Below are 19410 nucleotides of genomic sequence, written 5' to 3'. Positions count from 1 at the left end.
TTGTTGGGGGGGGGGCGTTAAACTTCCACCTTTCCCCCCCCCTAATGGGGGGTTTATTCCACCGCCCCCCCCCCCGGGGGGGGCGGGGGGGCGGGCCCCGGGGGGGGGGGGGGGGGGGGGGCCCCCCCCCCCCCCCCCCCCGACCGCTTTGCGGTGTCAGGCGCCGGCTCCCGGCCCGGCGATCGCGGTCCGCAACAGGTCCCACACCTGCTCGGCCGACGCTTCATGAGGGCCGGCGTCCGTACCTGCACCCGTACCCGACCACCTGTGGCGGCCGCGGGCGGAGAGCTCGGTGCCGTCGATCAGCCGGACGACGAGCGCCTCGGCCACGTCGGTCGCGACGCCCGCCCGCAGGTCCCCGGCCGCGTGCGCGCGGGCGAGCAGCACCCTCAGGGCCGGTGCCCACGCGTGAGCCTCGGGGCGGCCGGTGGTGCCGGAGGCGGGCCGCTCGCGCCGCAGCCGGGCCGCGGCGCGAGCCTCCACGCTGGTCTCCACGAGCCGCAGCAGCGCCGTCACGAAGCCCCCCAGGGCCGCCATCGGCGGCTCGGGGCTCGTCAGCGCCTGGGCCACATGACGTGCCGTGCTCGTCCAGCAGGCCGAGCAGACGGCGTCGGCCAGCGCCTCCTTCGTACGGAAGTGGAAGGTCAGCCCACCCATCGACGTATGGGCGCTCGCGCTGATCCGGGAGAGCGACGCGCCTGTGAACCCGCGGTGCTCGAACTCCCGGGCCGCCGCCTGGATCAATGCGCTGCGTGTACGGGCGGCGCGCTCCTGCATCATCTGGCTCTTTCTGTGCCGGCATGCGGGGATACCCCCGGGGAGCATCCTGACGGCGCGAGGCGCTCGCCGGGGCCCCGACTACAGGAAGTAGGAGCGGATCCGAGAAATAAAAGAGAACGTTCTCTATGCTTCTGAGGGTCGGGAGTCGGAGTGGAGGACACGAAGGGGGTGTCGGCAATGGCCGCGACAGGAGTGATCGGCCGTGGACCGGTGGGGGACCGCGCGTCGATCTCGGCGTTCAGCCAGGAGTTGTTCGCGCAGCTGCCGCGTACGGACCAGATGAAGTGGGCCGAGGTCTATCTGCGGGGACTGCTGGCGACGGAGGGGAGGAAGTCGGTACGCCGCATGGCGGAGACGGTCACCACGTCCGCCACCGCCTCGCAGTCGCTCCAGCAGTTCGTCAGCGCCAGCCCGTGGGACTGGAACGCGACCCGGCAGGAGCTCGTCCGCTGGATCGACGGCCGCTTCACCCCGCAGGCGTGGACCGTCGTCCCGGCGGTGCTGCCCAAGCGGGGGAGCCACTCGGTCGGGGTGCACCGGCGGTTCGTCCCCGAACTCGACCGCACCATCAACTGCCAGCTCAGTGTCGGTCTGTTCCTCTCCGGAGGCGGTGAGCACCTGCCCGTCGGGTGGCGGCTGCACCTGCCGGAGCGGTGGACGAAGGACCCGGAGGCGCGACGCAGGGCGCGCGTGCCGGACGCGGTGCCGTTCCGGCCCCACTGGGCCCACACCGTGGGTCTGGTGGACGCGCTGGCGGCGCATTCGTCGGTCGCGGCCGCTCCGGTGGTCGCCGACGTCGGCTCCACCCCCGACGCGCGCCCGGTCGTCGAACGGCTGAACGGCGGCGGGCACGGCTTCGTCCTCGCCGTCGCCGACGACCTCCAGCTGCTGCCCGACCCGTCGCCCGTCCGCTCGGCGGGGGCGGTAGCGGTCGGCCGCCCCGCGGTGGAGACGGCCCGGCAGAGGCTGCTGCGCGGCGGAGTCCGGCATCCGCACATCACGACCGTGGTCGGCCCGGACGGCCGTCCGCGGCGCGCCCAGGTGGTGTCGGTGCCCACCAGGACCCCCGTCCTGCGACCCGACGGGACCCGTACGGTCGCCGCGGGCCGGCTCTTCGCGGAGTGGGAGCCCCACCGTCGGCGACCCGGCCGCATCTGGCTCACCAACCTCGTCCAGCACCGCATGGAGGAACTGCTCGCGCTGACGCAGCTGCTCCAGGGCGCGGTCGACACGGTCGCCGCCATGGGGGAACACCACGGCATCCAGGACTTCGAGGGCCGCTCGTTCCCCGGCTGGCACCGCCACATGACGCTGGTGTCGGCGGCCTACGCCTACCAGCGGCTCTCCGGCGCCCCGGCCCACACCACCAGGGCCGCCTGACCCGCGTCGGCGGGCGGGGTGGACCATAGCGGTGGGGCCGCACCGCGTCCCCGCTGGGCCGAGCGAGCGCTGGGAGAGGGTGGACGTGGTCGGAGGAGAGACGCCCGAGGGCGTCCGTGCCCGGCTGGCCGGTGTCGGGGGCTCCTTCGCCGTCGAGGACGGGGTGTATGTCGACGGGCCCCGCACGCTGCGCGAGTTCGTGGAGGTCACCTGGGCGTACGGGGACCGGGTGTTCCTGATCTCCGAGGGTGGGCAGCTGACCTACCGGGAGTTCTTCGACGCCGCGTGCGGGCTCGCCCGGCGGTTCGTCGACGGGTACGGGCTGCGGCCGGGGGACCGGGCCGTCGTCGCGATGCGGAACCACCCCGAGTGGCAGATCGCCTTCTGGGCCGCCCAGCTCGCCGGGCTCGTCGCCGTGCCCCTGAACGCCTGGTGGACCGAGGAGGAGTTCGCGTACGCCCTCGACGACTGCACGCCCCGGATCCTTCTCGTCGACGGCGAGCGGGTCGAGAGGGTCCAGGAGTGGGCGCGGAAGCACGACGTGCCCGGCATCGTCTTCCAGGGGGAGGCGCGGGAAGGCTTCCAGGAGTACGTACGGGACACGGACCCGCTCCTCGGGCCGCCGGCCGTCGACGTCCTGCCCGAGCACGACGCCACCATCATCTACACCTCCGGCACCACCGGCCGGCCCAGGGGCGCGGTCGCCACGCACCTTGCGCAGGCCGGGGCCGCGATGAATCCGCGGTACTACGCCGCCGCCTCCGCCCTCGGGCGGGGGATGGTGCCCGGGCAGGGGCCCGCGCCCGTCTCGCTCACCACGTTCCCCTTCTTCCACGTGGCGGCGTTCACGTCGTTCTACTCGGTCATGGCCGCCGGCGGGGCCCTCGTCCTCCTGCGGAAGTGGGACGCGGGCAAGGCCCTGGAGCTGATCCGGCGCCACCGCGTCACGCACTACGCCGGCGTGCCGACGACCGCCCTGCAGCTGCTCGACCGGGCGGAGGAGACCGGCGATCCGCTGGAGAGCCTCGTCATGCTCAACACCGGGGGCGCCGCCGCCCCGCCCGAGATCGTGGCCCGCCTCACCGCCGCGTACGGGGAGCGCGTCGAGCCCCGCAACGGCTATGGGCTCACCGAGACCTGCGGGGGCGTGTTCGCGAACTTCGGGGCCGAGTACCGCGCCGATCCGCGGAGCGTCGGCCGGCCCACGCCCGCCACCGAGGTCCGCGTCCACCGGCCCGACGCGGACGGTGTCGGGGAGCTGTGGCTGCGGGGGCAGTCCCTCGTCCGCGGGTACTGGAACGACGAGGAGGCGACGAGGGCGGCCTTCGGCGAGGACGGGTGGTTCCGCACCGGGGACCTCGCCCGGCTCCACGACGGGCGCGTCACCCTCGTCGACCGGCTCAAGGACATGGTGATCCGCGGCGGCGAGAACGTGTACTGCGTCGAGGTCGAGAACGTCCTCCACGACCACCCCGCCGTGCTCGACGCCGCCGTCCTCGGCGTACCGCATCCCACCCTGGGGGAGGAGGTCGCCGCCGTCGTACGGCTGCGGGCGGGCGCGACGGCGACCGTCGAGGAGCTGCGCGGCCACGTCGGCGCCCGTCTCGCCGCCTTCAAGGTGCCCGCCCACGTCCTCGTACGGGATGCCGAACTGCCTCGGAACGCGACCGGGAAGGTGCTCAAGCGCCGGCTCAGGGAGGAGATCGGGGACAGGTGTCAGGGTGCCGGGAAAGCGGTCAGGAGCGCGTGACGCGGACGCGGTAGCGGCTGCCGGTCTGCTCGTCCATCACCGTGATCCGGATGCCGTTCGCCCGGTCCATGAAGGTCTCTCCCGGGCGGTACGGAGCGTCCGACAGCTCCGCGTGGACGTTCGGGCGGCGCGTGCAGCCGCCGCTGTCCTTGTCGCTGTCCGCCACGGTCACCGGGCCGTGCCCGGTGTCGACGTCCGACGCGACCCGGTAGACCAGGACGCCCGGCTCGCAGACGGCCTCGTCGTTGCCGTCGCGGGTGCGGACCTCGACCGCGTACCCGGAGGTCTCGGAGAGCGGTACGAAGGCGAGCTTCGGGCCGCCGGCGGTCGCCAGCGGCGTCAGCGTGTACTCGTGCGTCCCCGGCTTGGACGCGCAGCCGACCTGCTCGTTGTCGAGCCAGCCCAGCTTCCACTTGTGCCAGCCGAGCAGGTCGTTGTTGGCCCCCCAGTCCTCGGACATGATGTCCCAGTGCCCGACCGTGCCGCCGCCGTCCACGGTGTAGAGGTCGGGCAGGCCGAAGACATGGCCGTTCTCGTGCGGCAGGACGCGGTAGCCGGTCTCGGCGTACGACCCCGAGCCGTCGTCCTGGCGGCTGTAGACGAAGGACGTGTTGGAGAGCGGGACGCCGTCCGCGTACGGCGCGTCGTCGTTGCCGGAGAAGGTGACCGACAGGACGGTGTCCAGGGCCGAGGGCCCGGCGTTCGGGGTGACCAGGATGTTGACCAGGTCGTACGCGCTGAAGTCCACCGTGGGGTCGGCGGCCTTCACGATGTCCTCGACGAGCCCCCGGTAGCCCGGTTCGTACGGTGAACCGCGCTCTATCCCGTACGAGGAGAACGGCCGCGGCATGCGCAGCCAGTCGGGTATGGGGACCTCGGGGTGGTACTGCAGGCGCCCGTACGAGCTGGTGCGGAACCAGTCCGAGGTCTTCGGGAAGAACTCGTCGAAGCGGCTGAGCGCCGTGCCGTCCCCGGGTGCGTCCGGGAAGTCGACCATCAGATTGAGGGCCTTGATCCGGCCCGTGGAGCGGGCGTAGCCGGGCGCGGTCGGCATCCCCTCCGACATCTGCACACCCATCGTCGACACGATCCGGCACGGCCCGAGCGGTGCCTCCCCGGATGCGGCGGCCACGGGGCCCGCCGAGGCCGGGGACGGGCCGGGGAGGCTCGTGCTGGCCGAGGCCAGTGCGGCGAGCCCGAGGGCTGCCACCGCGGCGAGGACGACGGGTCTGCGTATCCGCCGGCGGGTCTGCTGCATCCGGTCGCCTCTCTGGTCGGCTTCGGTCAGCTGGTCAGCGCTGCTGTTCGATCAGCCTGTGACGAGAGGTGCGGGGGCGCGCGCCGGGTTGGCCCGATCGTGGGTATTCCGCGAGAGGCCGGTGTGGTGACGCAGGTCACAAGGAGGCCGGGAAATAACCGGGGAGTCCCTCCCCGTTTACGCCTGTGTTCGAGGAAGTGGGGACTCGGTCCCCGGATCACTCACCACCATCAGAGGGAGGCCGTGGCGTGACCACCGAAGCGATCGGCGTCGAAGCCGGTACCGCGCCCGCCCGTCGCGGGCCGCGCCCGCGGGCCGATGCCCTGCGCAACCGCGAGCGGATCGTGACGGCGGCCCGCGAGATGTTCGTCGAGTTCGGCCCGCAGGTGCCGCTCGACGAGATCGCGCGCCGCGCCGGGGTCGGCAACGCCACGCTCTACCGCAACTTCCCCGAGCGCAACGACCTCATCCACGAGGTCGTCCTCTCCGTCACGTCCCGCACCACGGACCTGGCGGACGAGGCGGCCGCGGCCGTGGACGACGGGACGTCCGACGCCTTCGACGCGCTGCGCCGTTTCACGCACGGCGCCGCCGACGAACGGATCGGCGCCCTCTGCCCGATGATCGACGGCACCTTCGAGGTGGACCAGCCCGAACTGCTCGCCGAACGCAAGCGGTTGGAGGCCGCCGTACAGGGGCTCGTCGATCGCGCGCACCGGTCGGGCAGGCTCCGTGCCGACGTCGGCGTCGGGGACCTGTTGGTGGCCGTCTCCCAGCTGACCCGCCCGCTCCCGGGCACCGCCTGCCTGAACATGGACCGCTTCGTCCACCGCCATCTGCAGCTGTTCCTGGACGGTCTCGAAGCGCCCGCGCGCTCCGTACTGCCCGGCTCGGCCGCCACTCTGGAGGCCCTGCGAGCCCGGTAACTCGGCTCCGTAACCCCGATACCCCGGTACGTACGTCCCGTTTTTTTCCTTAACGCACCAAGAGGTGGCTACACCCATGCCCGAAACAGATCCCCGGCGCTGGAAAGCGCTGGTCTTCATCGCCCTCGCCCAGCTGATGGTCGTGCTCGACGCGACGATCGTGAACATCGCGCTGCCCTCCGCCCAGCAGGACCTGGGGATCTCGGACGGCAACCGGCAGTGGGTCATCACCGCCTACGCCCTGGCGTTCGGCGGTCTGCTGCTCTTCGGCGGCCGCATCGCCGACCTGTGGGGCCGTAAGCGCACCTTCGTCGTCGGCCTGATCGGCTTCGCCGCCGCCTCCGCGCTCGGCGGGGCAGCGACCGGCGAGGCGATGATGCTCGGCGCCCGCGCGCTCCAGGGCGCGTTCGGCGCGCTGCTCGCGCCCGCCGCGCTCTCCCTGCTCGCGGTGATGTTCACCGATACCAAGGAGCGCGCCAAGGCGTTCGGCATCTACGGTGCGATCGCCGGTGGCGGTGGCGCCGTCGGTCTGATCCTCGGCGGCTTCCTCACCGAGTACCTGGACTGGCGCTGGACCTTCTTCGTCAACATCCCCTTCGCGATCGTCGCGGCCGCGGGCGCGTACTTCGTCATCCGTGAGCCGGCCGGCGGGCGCAACCGCTCGCCGCTCGACATCCCGGGCGTGGTGCTGTCCACCCTCGGCCTGGTCGCGCTGGTCTACGGCTTCACCCGCGCCGAGTCCGAGGGCTGGTCGGACGCGACGACGATCGGCATGTTCGTCGGCTCCGTCGTGCTCCTCGCCGCCTTCGTCCTCACCGAGGCGAGGGTGAAGTCCCCGCTGCTGCCGCTGCGTGTCCTGACCGAGCGCAATCGTGGCGGTGTGTACCTCTCGCTGGGTCTGGCCGTCATCTCGATGTTCGGTCTGTTCCTGTTCCTGACGTACTACCTCCAGATCGTGAAGGGGTACTCGCCGGTCAAGACGGGCTTCGCGTTCCTCCCGATGATCGCGGGCATGATCGTCGGCTCGACCCAGATCGGTACGCGGCTGATGACGCGGGTTCCCCCGCGCCTGCTGATGGCTCCGGGCTTCCTGACCGCGGCCGTCGGCATGCTGCTCCTCACCCAGCTGGAGATCGGCACCTCGTACGCCGGTCTGATCCTCCCCGCCCAGCTGCTGCTCGGCCTCGGCATGGGTACGGCCTTCATGCCGGCCATGTCACTCGCCACGCACGGCGTCGACCCGCAGGACGCCGGTGTGGCCTCCGCGATGGTCAACACCTCGCAGCAGGTCGGCGGTGCCATCGGTACGGCGCTGCTGAACACGATCGCCGCCTCGGCCACGACCGCGTTCGTCGCCGACCACGCGGCCGGCGCCACCACCCCCGCCGCCCAGAAGCTGATCCAGCTCCAGGGCATGGTGGAGGGCTACGCGGCCGCCATCTGGTGGGCCGTCGGCATCCTGGTCGTCTCGGCCGTGATCGCCGCCACCTTCATCACGACCGGGAAGCCGGGGGCCGGCGCGGTGGCCGCGTCCGGGTCCGGGTCGAGGTCGGGGCTGGGCGAGGGGGCCGAGGACGAGGTGAAGATCCCCGTCATCGTGCACTGACCCCTAGCCCTCGTACGGCTGCGGCGTACGGCCTTTCCTGCCCTGGTTCCGCTCGAGCTCCGGCTCAGCGGAGCCAGGGCAGGTCCGCTTTCGGGTCCGTCGGCTGCAGGCCCTCCGCCATCACCTTCATGATCTCGCCGAGCTGTTCCACCTGGTGCGGGCTGAGCCGGTCGAACATCGCCTGCCGCACGGCGGCGACATGGCCGGGTGCCGCCCGCTCCAGCACCTGGAACCCCTCGTCCGTGAGGTACGCGAACTGTCCGCGCTTGTCGGAGGGACAGTCCTCGCGGAGCACCCAGCCGTTCTTCTCCAGCCGTGCGACGGCGTGGGAGAGCCGGGATCGGGTGATCTTGACGGCCTTGGCGAGTTCCGTCATCCGCAGCCGGCGGCGGGGCGCCTGGGAGAGCTGGACGAGCAGGCCGTAGTAGATGTGCGGCATCCCGGCGTCGCGTTGCAGCTGGCGGTCGAGATGGTCCTCGAGGAGGGTGGTGGCGTGCAGGTACGCACGCCAGACGTGCTGCTCCTCGTCGGTGAGCCAGCGGGGCGCGTCATTGGGTGCCATGGTCATGTATCTATCCTACGGCCTATCCTTGAAAGTTGAACTAGATCGGGCTTAAGCTCGTCATGTCAGGTGAGCTTGAAACTTAAAGGATCCCGGGAGGTGGCCGTCATGGACGCCGCACTGGAACGGATGCCCGCCCTCTATCTCTCGCACGGCGCCCCGCCGCTCGCCGACGACCCGGTCTGGCCCGGCGAACTCGCCGCCTGGTCGGCGGGACTGCCCCGCCCGAAGGCGATCCTGATGGTCTCCGCCCACTGGGAGGAGGCCCCGCTCGCGCTCGGAGCGATCGAGACGGTCCCCCTCGTCCACGACTTCTGGGGCTTCCCCGAGCACTACTACCGGGTGCGGTACGCGGCCCCCGGAGCACCCGAACTCGCCGCGTCCGTCCGCAAGCTGCTGCACGGACCCGGTACGCCGGTGCAGGACATCCCCGATCGCGGGCTCGACCATGGTGCGTACGTGCCGCTCGTGGAGATGTTTCCGGCCGCCGACATCCCCGTGCTCCAGATCTCCATGCCCACGCTCGACCCGCGGAAGCTGATGGACATCGGACGCAGGCTCGCGCCGTTGCGGGACGAGGGCGTACTGATCGTCGGCAGCGGGTTCTTCACCCACAACCTGGCCGCGCTGCGGCATACGGGGCCGGGGGTGCCGGGCTGGTCGGCGGAGTTCGACGACTGGGGGCGCCATGCCCTGGAGGCCGAGGACGTCGACGCGCTCCTCGACTTCGTGCACAAGTCCCCGGCGGGCCGGCTCGCCCATCCGCGCACGGAGCACTTCGCGCCCCTGTTCGTCACGCTGGGCGCGGCGGACGCGGCGGGTGACCTGGCGGGCGGGCGGAGTGTGATCGAGGGGTTCTGGATGGGGCTGGCGAAGCGCTCGGTCCAGTTCGGCTAAAGGGGCGGTGCCGGGGTACGCGCAGGGCATCGAGCGGTTTTTCGTTGCTTACCGGACATCGTGAGCAACCGGGAGGCGATGCGGGACGTCTTGTGGGACGGAAGGGCTCGCTGTCGAGGGTCATCGCGGTCTCGCCGCCGTGAGCGCCGCCAGGTCACCCTCCGGGCCCGGCCTGACCTGCGTCTCCGTGGGTTCAGGGGCCATGTATCCCGCTCGGTGGCGGGACAGGGTACTGCATGATCGCGAAAATCGATGAGCCGCGTGGGAATTCTGTCCTGATTCCAGTCGTTGTTTCCGTCGGATGCAGGGCACCCGAAAGGGTGTCGCGACCTACTCAGCAAGGGAGCACGCATGGCAACCCGTGCCGTCGCCCGTCGTTCGTCCGCCACCGGCGGTAGCAGCACGCGGGCCAGCAGCGTTCGCGCCGTGGGCGGGGAGATCGCCGACCGCGACCTGGTCGGCATGTACCTCGACGAGATCGCGCGCACCCCCCTGCTCGACGCCGCCAAGGAGGTCGAGCTCTCCCAGACGATCGAGGCGGGCGTGTACGCCCGGCAGATCCTGGACAAAGAGGTCGAGAGCGAGGGGGCGGGTGCGTCCCGCGAGGAGCTCGAAGCGCTGGTCGCCGCGGGCGAGCGTGCCAAGGACCTCTTCATCAAGTCCAACCTGCGACTCGTCGTCGCGGTCGCGCGACGCTATCCGCGCAGCGGACTGCCGCTGCTCGACCTGATCCAGGAGGGGAACGCGGGCCTGGTGCGCGCGGTCGAGAAGTTCGACTACGCGAAGGGCTTCAAGTTCTCGACGTACGCCACGTGGTGGATCCGCCAGGCCATCACGCGGTCCATAGCCGACCAGTCGCGCACGATCCGGCTCCCCGTCCACCTGGTGGAGGAGCTCGGGCGGATCCGGCGCGTGCAGCGCGAGTTCAACCGGGAGAACGGCCGGGATCCGGAGCCGGCGGAGATCGCGACGGAGCTGGGCTCCACCCCCGAGCGGGTCGTGGACGTCATGGACTGGGCCAGGGACCCGGTCTCGCTGAACATGCCGGTGGACGACGAGGGCGAGACGCAGTTCGGTGACCTGCTGGAGGACACCTCGGCGGTGTCGCCGGAGCAGTCGGTGCTCACGCTGCTGCGCAGCGAGGAGCTGGACGACCTCATCGACAAGCTCGACCACCGCACGGCGTCGATCATTCGGATGCGGTACGGGATCGAGGACGGCCGGGAGCGGACGCTGACGGAGGTCGGCAAGGAACACGGCCTGACGCGGGAGAGGATCCGCCAGATCGAGAAGCACGCGCTGCTGGAACTGAAGAAGATGGCCCGGGACACGGGCTTCGACGCGGTGGCCTAAGGCGCCCGGCGGACGGGTGCCTTGCCCCTGCGGACCCGGCCACTGCGCCGCTCCGCGGCGCAGTGGCCCTGGCTCATGCGGTGGAGGCCGTCAGGCGGGTGGCCAGGGCGGTCACGTACGTCAGCAGGGACGAAGGGCCGTGGATGGTGAAGGGGGCGTCGACCAGGGCCAGGCGGAGGGCCAGCCATTCCGTCGAGTCCGCCGTGGAGGTGCGCAGGCGGCAGCTGGTCGGACCCGTCGCCGTCGGGGCAAGGTGGGCGGGGAGGCGGGACGCCACGAATTCCGCCGGGGCCCCGAACGTCACATCGAGCTCGAGTTCGGGCTGGGCGCGGGACATCGAGCGCATCATGTACTCGGCCGCGCCGCCCTCCGGCAGCTCCCGCGGAGTGAACCTCGCGCCCGTCGCGAAGGGGTCGGACACCCGGTCCACCCGGAACGTACGCCAGTCCTCGCGCTCCAGGTCGTACGCCACCAGGTACCACCGCCGCCCCGTCGACACGAGCCGGTACGGCTCCACCTGGCGTCGCGATTCCGTGCCGTCCCCCGCCCGGTAGCCGAAGCGCAGCCGCTCGTGCCCCGTGACCGCCCCCGCGAGCGCCGTCAGGGTCGACGGCGCGACGGTCGCCCCGTCCCCGCGCGTCAGCGGGATCGTCGCGTTCTGCAGCGTGGAGACCCGGTGGCGCAGCCGCGACGGCAGTACCTGCTCCAGCTTCGCCAGGGCCCGTACCGACGCTTCCTCGACGCCCTCGATCGCATGCCCGGCCCCCGCCCGCAGCCCCACCGCGATCGCGACCGCCTCCTCGTCGTCGAGGAGCAGTGGTGGCATCGCCGTACCGGCGACCAGGCGGTACCCGCCCACCGCGCCCTTCGTCGCCTCGACCGGGTAGCCGAGTTCCCGCAGCCGGTCGATGTCCCGCCGGATCGTGCGGGCGGAGACCTCGAGCCGGTCGGCCAGCTCGCTGCCCGGCCACTCGCGCGGCGTCTGGAGCAGCGACAGCAGATTCAGAAGTCGTGCCGGAGTATCCGTCATGCGTCCCAGGATGCCGCTCATCTAGGACACGACCTGACCTATATGGCTTCTATCTTCATCGTATGAGTTCACACGACGCCGTCCCGGAAACGGTCAAGGTCAAGGAAGAAGCGGCCGCGCGCACGGCCACCGAAGCGGTCGCCGACCGCCGGCGCTGGGTCGCCCTCGCCATCGTCATGACCGCCGCCTTCATGGACCTGGTCGACGCCACGATCGTCAACATCGCGATCCCGAGCATCGAGCGCGACCTCGGCGCCTCCTTCGGCGCCATCCAGTGGATCACCGCCGGTTACGCCCTCGCGTTCGCCGCCGGCCTGATCACGGGCGGACGGCTCGGCGACATCTACGGCCGCAAGCGGCTCTTCCTCCTCGGCACCGCCGGCTTCACCCTCGCCTCCGCGCTCTGCGGCTTCGCCGCGAGCCCGGAGATGCTGGTCGCCTCCCGCCTCCTCCAGGGCGCCGCGGCGGCGATGATGGTGCCGCAGGTCCTGTCGATCATCCACGTCACCTTCCCCGCGCACGAGCGCGGCAAGGTCTTCGGCATGTTCGGCGCGATCATCGGTCTCGGCGCGGTCTCCGGCCCGCTGCTCGGCGCGCTGCTCACGCAGTGGAACATCGCCGGCCTGGAGTGGCGGCCGATCTTCCTCATCAACCTGCCGGTCGGCATCGCCGGCCTGCTGCTGGGCCGGAAGTTCATCACCGAGTCGAAGGCGCCCAAGGCGCTCCGTCTCGACATCGTCGGCGTCCTGCTGGTCACGCTCGCGCTGCTGATGCTGATCTACCCGCTGACGCGCGGCCGGGAGCTGGACTGGCCGCTGTGGGGCCACCTGTGCATGGCCGGCAGCCTCGTCGTGTTCGCCGCCCTCGTCTCGTACGAGAAGTACAAGGTGAGGAAGGACGGCTCGCCGCTGATCGAGCTGTCGCTGTTCAAGGTGAAGAGCTTCGCGGCGGGCATCGCGGTCCAGCTGACCTTCGGTGTCGTGATGGGCATCTTCTTCCTGGTCTGGACGCTGTACATGCAGATCGGGCTCGGCTGGAGCCCGCTCAAGGCGGGTCTGACGGGCGTGCCGTTCTCCATCGCCGTCTCGACGGCGGCCGGAATGTCGGTGCAGAAGCTGGTGCCCCGCTTCGGCCGCAAGGTGCTCCAGGCGGGCGCGCTGACGATGGTCGCCGGCGTGCTGCTCTACATGGCGATGGCCGGCCGGTACGGGACCTCCATCGACCCCTGGCAGATGATCCCGCCCCTGGTGGTCATGGGTCTGGGCATGGGTCTGATCGTGGCCCCGCTGACGGACGCGGTCCTCTCGGAGGTGCCGCGGGAGCACGCGGGCTCGGCGTCGGGTCTCGTGAACACGACCGGGCAGATGGGCATGGCGCTCGGACTCGGGCTCGTGTCGGTCGTCTTCTTCGGGGTGATCGACGAGGAGCGTCTCGCGAAGGCTCCGGCCGAGGTGGGCGCGGCGTTCACGGACGCGTTCCAGAACGCGCTCGGCTGGGCGGGGGCGGTGCTCGCCGTGATCTTCCTGGTGATGTTCGCCCTGCCGGCGAAGCCGAAGCAGCACGTGGAAGGCGCGGAGGACGGGGACGACGCGGTAGAGATGCCGACCGACGCCGTGGTGGAGAAGGAGCCGGTGCTCACGCGCTGAGCCGACCTGAGAAGGCCCGGACCGGGAACCCCTGGTCCGGGCCTTTCGATGCCCGTTCGTGTCCGTACGAATGCCCGAATCCGTTTACTTTCCGGAAACCCGGACGTACCCTGCTGGTGAAACCACAGGTTCGGGCAGGGAACGGACGTAAAACCACATGTACGCACCCGAGCGCCACCAAGCGATTCTGCGGCTCGCCCGCGAGAGCGGACGCGTCGACGTCCTCTCCCTCGCCGAGGAGTTCCAGGTCACGGCCGAGACCGTGCGGCGTGACCTCAAGGCCCTCGACCGGGCCGGGCTCGTACGCCGGGTGCACGGCGGCGCGATACCCGCCGGGCGGCTCGACTTCGAGCCCGACCTGGCCGAGCGCGAAGCCACCGCCGCCGACGAGAAGGACCGGATCGTCCGGGCCGCCGTCGCCGAACTCCCCGACGAGGGAAGCGTCGTCCTCGACGCCGGCACCACCGTCGCCCGGCTCGCCGCCGAGTTCCCCCTCGAATGCGGCCTGACCGTCGTCACCCACGCCCTGCCCGTCGCGGCCCGCCTCGCCGACCACCCGGGCATCGACCTCCACCTCGTCGGCGGCCGCGTCCGGCACCGTACCCGCGCCGCTGTCGACGCGTGGGCGCTGCGGGCGTACGGGGAGATCCGCGCCGACGTCGCCTTCCTCGGCGCCAACGGCTTCTCGCCCGACAACGGTCTCACCACCCCCGACCTCGCCGAGGCCGCCGTCAAGCGGGCCGTGATCGCCTCCGCCCGACGCGTCGTGCTCCTCGCCGACTCGGCCAAGCACGGCCAGGAGCACTTCGCCCGCTTCGGCGACCTCACCGACGTCGATCTGCTCATCACCGACAGCGGGCTCAGCCCCGAGGACGCCGCGGCGATCGAGGCCGCGGGAACGGAAGTCGTACGCACATGATCCTGACCGTCACCCCCAACCCGTCGCTGGACCGGACGTACGAGGTCCCGGCCCTGGAGCGCGGCGAGGTGCTGCGCGCGTCCGCGGAGCGCATGGACCCGGGCGGCAAGGGCGTCAACGTCTCCCGGGCCGTCGCCGCCGCCGGGCACCGTACGGTCGCCGTCGTCCCGCTCGGCGGTGCGCCCGGCGCGCTCGTCGCTCAACTCCTCGCCGGGCAGGGCATCGAGGTGGCACCGGTGCCGGTGGCCGGTCACACCCGCTCCAACATCGCGCTGGCGGAGCCGGACGGGACGCTGACGAAGGTCAACGCGCCCGGCCCGGAGCTGACGCCGGAGGAGTCGGAGACGATCCTCACGACGGTGAGCGCGTACTCGCCGGCGGCGGACTGGATCGCCTGCTGCGGCAGCCTGCCGCGCGGCCTCACGCCCGAGTGGTACGCCGAGCTGGTCACCCGCGCCCACGGCGCCGGCGCCCGGATCGCCCTCGACACCTCGGGCCCGTCGCTCCTCGCGGCCCTGGCGGCCCGGCCGGACGTGGTCAAGCCGAACGCCGACGAACTGGCGGAGGCCGTGGGGAGGCCGCTGGCCACCGTGGGGGACGCGGTGAAGGCGGCGGAGGAGCTGCGGGAGCGCGGGGCGGGGGCCGTCCTCGCGAGCCTGGGGGCGGACGGCCAGCTGCTCGTCTCGGACGCCGGCATCTGGTTCGGCACCGCGGAGGTCGAGGCCGTCCGGTCCAACGTGGGCGCGGGTGACGCGTCCCTGGCCGGATTCCTCGCGGCGGGGGGAGAGGGCCCGGAGGCCCTCGCGGCGGCGGTCGCGCACGGCGCGGCGGCCGTCCAGCTGCCGGGGAGCGAGATGCCCACCCCGGCCGATCTGAACCCGTCGGCGGTCACGGTGACCGGTGACGTGCCCCTCGACCGAGTACTCAGTGAGCAAGGGAGCCCGCGATGAGCAGGATCATCACCGCGGACCTGGTCGACCTCGACCTGTCCGCCGGCACCAAGGAAGCGGCGGCTCGCTCGCTCGCGGAGCGCATGGTCGCGCTCGGCCGGGTGACCGACCTCGACGGCTTCCTCGCGGACGTGGCCGCCCGCGAGGCCCAGATGCCGACCGGCCTGGACGGCGGCATAGGCATCCCACACTGCCGCAGCGCGCACGTGGTGGAGCCCACCCTCGCGTTCGGCCGCTCACCGTCGGGCATCGACTTCGGCGCCCCGGACGGCCCGGCGGACCTCATCTTCCTGATCGCGGCCCCCGCGGGAGCGGACGACGCCCACCTGACGATCCTCTCGTCCCTGGCCCGCCGGCTGACGAACGAGGAGTTCACGACGGCACTGCGGTCGGCGACGTCGGCGGCGGAGGCAGCCGCACTCATCTCGGGCGAGAAGCCTGCCGAGGCTCCGTCGACGCAGGCGTCCCCGGGGACCGGTACGCCGGCCCCCGGAGCCGGGGCCCCTGCCGGGTCGGTCGGCGCGTCCGCCGCGATGGCGGAAGGCACCGACGGCGCGTCCGCCCCGGCTTCGCCGGGCGGCGTCACCGGCCCTGTCGGGCCGGATTCCCCGGCTTCGCCGGGAGCGGCGCCTGCGGTCGGCGGGTCCACCGCGATGGCGGAAGGCACCAGCGGACCGTCCGCCCCGGCTTCGCCGGTCGACGGCGCGCCCGAGTCCAGAGCTGACGCCCCGGCAACGCCGGTCGGCGCAGCCGGGGAGACGGGGGGAGCCTCCGGTTCCGGGGGAGGCGTGCCCTTCCGGATCGTGGCCGTGACCTCCTGTCCCACCGGGATCGCCCATACCTACATGGCCGCCGAAGCCCTCGAAAGGGCCGGCGCGGCGGCCGGGGTCGAGGTCGTCGTCGAGACGCAGGGGTCCGCCGGGTTCGACCGGCTCGACCCAGCGGTCGTCGAGGCCGCCGACGGGGTGATCTTCGCGCACGACGTGCCCGTACGGGACAAGGAGCGCTTCGCCGGGAAGCCGACCGTCGACGTCGGCGTCAAGGCCGGCATCAACCGGCCCGCCGCACTCATCGGCGAGGTCCGCGCCAAGGCCGAGCGCGGCGAGGTCTCCGCCGGAAAGCCCACCCCCGTCGAGAGCGCCGGGGAGCCGAGCGAGGGCTACGGCACCAAGCTCCGCAAGTGGCTGATGTCCGGCGTCAGTTACATGGTCCCCTTCGTCGCCGCCGGCGGTCTCCTCATCGCCCTCGGCTTCGCCATCGGCGGCTACGCCATCGACAAGGCCCCCTCCGTCGCCGAGCACTTCGCCTGGGGGCAGGCCGACAGCTGGGCCGCGCTGATGTTCCAGATCGGCGGGCTCGCGTTCAGCTTCCTCGTTCCGGTCCTCGCCGGTTACATCGCGTACGGCATGGCCGACCGACCCGGCCTCGTCCCCGGCTTCGTCGGCGGCTCGATCGCCCTCACCATCGACGCGGGGTTCCTCGGCGGCCTCGCCGCCGGTCTGATCGCCGGTGGCACGGTGCTGGCCATCCAGAAGGTGAAGGTGCCCGCGGCCCTGCGGGGCATCATGCCGGTGGTCGTGATCCCGCTGCTCGCGTCGATCGTCGTCGGCTTCCTGATGTTCCTGGTGATCGGCAAGCCGATCGCGAGCCTCCAGAAGGCCATGACCGACTGGCTGTCCGGCCTCTCCGGCGTCAACGCGATCATCCTCGGCGTCATCCTCGGCCTGATGATGTGCTTCGACCTCGGCGGCCCCGTCAACAAGGTCGCGTACGCCTTCGCCGTCGGCGGTCTCGCCACCCCCAACGAGGGCTCGCTCAAGGTCATGGCCGCCGTGATGGCCGCCGGTATGGTGCCGCCGCTCGCGATGGCGCTGGCCACGGCCGTACGCGGCAAGCTGTTCACCAGGGCCGAGCGGGAGAACGGCAAGGCGGCCTGGGTCCTCGGAGCCTCGTTCATCAGCGAGGGCGCCATCCCGTTCGCCGCGGCCGACCCGCTGCGGGTCATCCCGGCGGCGATGGCGGGCGGCGCGGTCACCGGCGCCCTGTCGATGGTCTTCGAGTGCACCCTGCGGGCCCCGCACGGCGGCGTCTTCGTGATCCCGCTGATCGGCAACCCGCTGCTCTACCTGGTCGCGATCCTGGCGGGCACGCTCGTCAGCACCGCCCTGGTGATCCTCCTCAAGGGCGCGCGGAAGCCGGCCCCGGCGGGAAACGGCGACACGGAGGGCAAGCCCCAGGCCGAGACGAAGGTGGCCGTGGCAGCCTGACCGGCCCGCGAGGGACGCCCGAGGCCGAGGGGCGGTGCGCACAGCGAGCGCACCGCCCCTCGGTGTGTCTCCTCCCGGTCGGCGGTCGGTCGCTCACCGCACCCGGGCGCGGTGCTCCATCGCCTCGCGGGCCGTGCGCTCGTCCTCGTACACCTCGCACATGTGACGCCCGTCCGGCGTCGCCGTGTGCTCGACCTCCCACAGGCTCAGCTCGCCGCCGTCGAGCAGCAGGAACGCGTGCTCGTAGAGCGTGAATCCGGCGTCCCGGCCGCTCTCCACCGCGCACGGGCGGCCGAACGCCTGCGTGATGTGGTGGGCGAACGCCACCCGCAGCCGGCGTGCCGTCTCCTCGCCCGGCCGGTCCGCGTTCTCCGCACGGCGCAGCACCCGGCGGGCGTGGTCCGCGGAGTTGTCCGGGACGTACATCCGGGGCTGCGTCGGTATCGGTTCGGACAGCAGGGCGCTCAGCAGCTCCAGGTCGCCGACCTCGTCCCCGTCCGGGCCGGAGGAGCGATCGACGCCCCATCCCGGGTCGAGGCCGGTCGGCAGCCGGGACGCGGCGAGCCTCGCCTCCGCCTCGTCCGTGTACAGCTCGCGCTGCTCGGCGCCGTCCCGGCCGGCGTTGTGCACCAGCTCCCACAGGCTGAGCGCCGTGCCGTCGGAGAGCAGATAGGTGTGGCGGTACGTGGTGCGGTGCAGCGACGCGCTGTGGTGCGAGGAGTGGAGCGCGCTGGAGTGGGCGAGGGCCGTCTCCAGCCGCTCGACCGTGATGTCGGGCAGGTCGAAGGAGTTGAGCGCCCGGCCGAGGAGCCGCTCCACCTGCGTCTCGGTCGTCTCGTACGGATCGTGAGGATCCTGCGGATCGTTCAAGAGGGTCTCCAGGCCGTCGCCGCATGTCACTCGGTGCTTGCTTAACGTAGTCCCTGGGTCTGACATCGTGTCCGGGGTTCGGCAAAACGAAGGGGGCGTGCGGGAAGTTCCCGCGCGCCCGGCGGGCTCCGCCCTCAACTCCCCTTGTTGGAAAGGGAGTCGACAGCGGCATCGGCCTCGGGCCCGTACAGCTCGCGATAGGACGGGAAGTGGCCGCCCGGACCTCTGACTCCCTGGGCGGTCTCCAGGACGGCCCGCACGATCGCCCGGGTCACCGTGTCCGCGCCCGCCGCCAGGATGTCGTTCAGGGCGAGCGGGCCCGCTTCGCCGGGCAGGTCCCGTTCCCCGGTCGCCAGGGCGAACACGGTGTCCCCGTCGTTGAGGAGATGGACGGGCCGGATGGCGCGCGCGATGCCGTCGTGCGCCGTGCCCGCGAACTTCTGCGCCTGCGCGCGCGTCAGGACGGCGTCGGTGGCGACGACCGCGAGCGTCGTGTTCAGGGGCGGAGGGGCGTTCGTGGCCAGGGTCTCGGCGAGCCGGCGCCGTGCCGTCTCGTGGACGGCCGGATCGGGGTAGGCGGGGCGGCCCTGGAAGTACTGCCCGTACAACGCGCCCGTCTCCGGGTCGACCGCCGAGCCGACCGCGTTGACGACGACCAGCGCGCCGACCGTGATGCCGGAGTCCAGGACCGTGCTCGCCGTACCGACCCCGCCCTTGAGCCCACCGACGACGGCGCCGGTGCCCGCACCGACCGCGCCCGTCTCCACGCGTGCGTGGAGCTCCGTCGCCGCCGCGGCCTCCACCGCCGCGCGCCCCGTGGCGGCTCCCGGGCGGGCCGTGAAGTCGCCGCCCCGGCCCAGGTCGAAGACGCAGGCGGCGGGGACGACCGGGACCACGTGCGAGGGGTCGGGCCCGACGCGTACCCCTCGGCCCCGCTCCTCCAGCCAGGCCATCACACCGGCCGCCGACTCGAGCCCGTACGCGCTGCCGCCGGTGAGGACGACGGCCTCGATCCGCTGAACGACGTTACGGGGGTCGAGCGCGTCGGTCTCCCGGGTGCCGGGGCCGCCGCCCCGTACGTCCACGGCCGCCACGGCCCCGCCCTCCGGGGCGAGGACGACGGTGGTCCCGCTGAGCGCGTTCGGTCCGGCCACGCGCGCGTGGCCGACCCGCAGGCCCGCCACGTCCGTGAGTGCGTCGTGCTTCGTCATGGTCC

At 72.2% G+C, this 19410-nt stretch carries 16 protein-coding genes; 10 read left to right on the top strand and 6 right to left on the bottom strand.

Annotated elements, in window-relative coordinates; translation table 11 throughout:
- Positions 1-156: 156 nt before the first annotated feature.
- Positions 157-780: a TetR family transcriptional regulator gene (locus ACFYV5_RS27990; protein ID WP_389172919.1), complete on the bottom strand. Its 624-nt coding sequence runs from the start codon at positions 778-780 to the stop codon at positions 157-159.
- A gap of 177 nt (positions 781-957) precedes the next feature.
- Between ACFYV5_RS27990 and ACFYV5_RS27985 the strand changes: the two genes are divergently transcribed.
- Together ACFYV5_RS27985 and ACFYV5_RS27980 are read left to right on the top strand one after the other, a co-directional pair.
- On the top strand, positions 958-2160 hold the full coding sequence (locus ACFYV5_RS27985; protein WP_389172917.1) for an IS701 family transposase: 1203 nt from the start codon (positions 958-960) through the stop codon (positions 2158-2160).
- A gap of 85 nt (positions 2161-2245) precedes the next feature.
- Positions 2246-3910, top strand: coding sequence for a class I adenylate-forming enzyme family protein (locus ACFYV5_RS27980; protein WP_389172915.1), 1665 nt, complete (start codon positions 2246-2248; stop codon positions 3908-3910).
- Here the strand turns inward: ACFYV5_RS27980 and ACFYV5_RS27975 are convergent.
- A complete protein-coding gene (locus tag ACFYV5_RS27975) occupies positions 3897-5168 on the bottom strand; it encodes a M6 family metalloprotease domain-containing protein (RefSeq protein ID WP_389172913.1) in 1272 nt (423 codons plus the stop codon). The genes ACFYV5_RS27980 and ACFYV5_RS27975 overlap by 14 nt on opposite strands.
- A 248-nt stretch (positions 5169-5416) precedes the next feature.
- Between ACFYV5_RS27975 and ACFYV5_RS27970 the strand changes: the two genes are divergently transcribed.
- Together ACFYV5_RS27970 and ACFYV5_RS27965 are read left to right on the top strand one after the other, a co-directional pair.
- Positions 5417-6094: a TetR/AcrR family transcriptional regulator gene (locus ACFYV5_RS27970; protein ID WP_389172911.1), complete on the top strand. Its 678-nt coding sequence runs from the start codon at positions 5417-5419 to the stop codon at positions 6092-6094.
- 76 nt (positions 6095-6170) lie between these two features.
- Positions 6171-7700 carry an MFS transporter gene (locus ACFYV5_RS27965; protein WP_389172909.1) on the top strand — a complete coding sequence of 510 codons (1530 nt, stop codon included), beginning with the start codon at positions 6171-6173 and terminating at the stop codon, positions 7698-7700.
- Positions 7701-7764: 64 nt separating this feature from the next.
- Here the strand turns inward: ACFYV5_RS27965 and ACFYV5_RS27960 are convergent, their stop codons facing one another.
- On the bottom strand, positions 7765-8268 hold the full coding sequence (locus ACFYV5_RS27960; RefSeq protein WP_389172907.1) for a MarR family winged helix-turn-helix transcriptional regulator: 504 nt from the start codon (positions 8266-8268) through the stop codon (positions 7765-7767).
- Positions 8269-8370: 102 nt separating this feature from the next.
- On the opposite strand from ACFYV5_RS27960, the gene ACFYV5_RS27955 reads away from it, so the two are divergent.
- Entirely contained in the window at positions 8371-9159 is a 789-nt protein-coding gene (locus ACFYV5_RS27955; protein ID WP_389172905.1) for a dioxygenase, read from the top strand.
- A 351-nt stretch (positions 9160-9510) separates the two neighbouring features.
- Positions 9511-10512, top strand: a complete 1002-nt coding sequence (locus tag ACFYV5_RS27950) for a sigma-70 family RNA polymerase sigma factor (RefSeq protein WP_355113566.1) — start codon at positions 9511-9513, stop codon at positions 10510-10512.
- A gap of 73 nt (positions 10513-10585) precedes the next feature.
- Here the strand turns inward: ACFYV5_RS27950 and ACFYV5_RS27945 are convergent, their stop codons facing one another.
- Positions 10586-11542 carry a helix-turn-helix transcriptional regulator gene (locus tag ACFYV5_RS27945; RefSeq protein ID WP_389172903.1) on the bottom strand — a complete coding sequence of 319 codons (957 nt, stop codon included), beginning with the start codon at positions 11540-11542 and terminating at the stop codon, positions 10586-10588.
- A 62-nt stretch (positions 11543-11604) separates the two neighbouring features.
- Between ACFYV5_RS27945 and ACFYV5_RS27940 the strand changes: the two genes are divergently transcribed.
- The 4 genes from ACFYV5_RS27940 to ACFYV5_RS27925 all read left to right on the top strand — a co-directional run bounded on the left by ACFYV5_RS27940 (position 11605) and on the right by ACFYV5_RS27925 (position 17324).
- Entirely contained in the window at positions 11605-13188 is a 1584-nt protein-coding gene (locus tag ACFYV5_RS27940; RefSeq protein ID WP_389172901.1) for an MFS transporter, read from the top strand.
- A gap of 157 nt (positions 13189-13345) precedes the next feature.
- On the top strand, positions 13346-14107 hold the full coding sequence (locus ACFYV5_RS27935; protein ID WP_355113562.1) for a DeoR/GlpR family DNA-binding transcription regulator: 762 nt from the start codon (positions 13346-13348) through the stop codon (positions 14105-14107).
- Entirely contained in the window at positions 14104-15057 is a 954-nt protein-coding gene (gene pfkB, locus ACFYV5_RS27930; protein ID WP_389172898.1) for a 1-phosphofructokinase, read from the top strand. The genes ACFYV5_RS27935 and pfkB overlap by 4 nt, the downstream gene beginning before the upstream one ends.
- On the top strand, positions 15054-17324 hold the full coding sequence (locus ACFYV5_RS27925; protein WP_389172896.1) for a fructose-specific PTS transporter subunit EIIC: 2271 nt from the start codon (positions 15054-15056) through the stop codon (positions 17322-17324). The genes pfkB and ACFYV5_RS27925 overlap by 4 nt, the downstream gene beginning before the upstream one ends.
- A 93-nt stretch (positions 17325-17417) precedes the next feature.
- Here ACFYV5_RS27925 and ACFYV5_RS27920 read toward each other — a convergent pair whose 3' ends face one another.
- Both ACFYV5_RS27920 and ACFYV5_RS27915 read right to left on the bottom strand, forming a co-directional pair.
- Complete coding sequence (locus ACFYV5_RS27920) at positions 17418-18260, bottom strand: DUF6227 family protein (protein WP_389172894.1); 843 nt, start codon at positions 18258-18260, stop codon at positions 17418-17420.
- Between the two features lie 68 nt (positions 18261-18328).
- The gene (locus tag ACFYV5_RS27915; protein ID WP_389172892.1) at positions 18329-19405 is read right to left on the bottom strand and encodes a P1 family peptidase; all 1077 of its coding nucleotides are present in this window, start codon (positions 19403-19405) and stop codon (positions 18329-18331) included.
- Between the last annotated feature and the right edge of the window lie 5 nt (positions 19406-19410).

This window comes from Streptomyces sp. NPDC003035 (assembly GCF_042888285.1).
Lineage (GTDB): Bacteria > Actinomycetota > Actinomycetes > Streptomycetales > Streptomycetaceae > Streptomyces.
The sequence above is the reverse complement of the archived record's forward strand: the minus strand, read 5'-3'. Positions and strand labels throughout refer to the sequence as shown.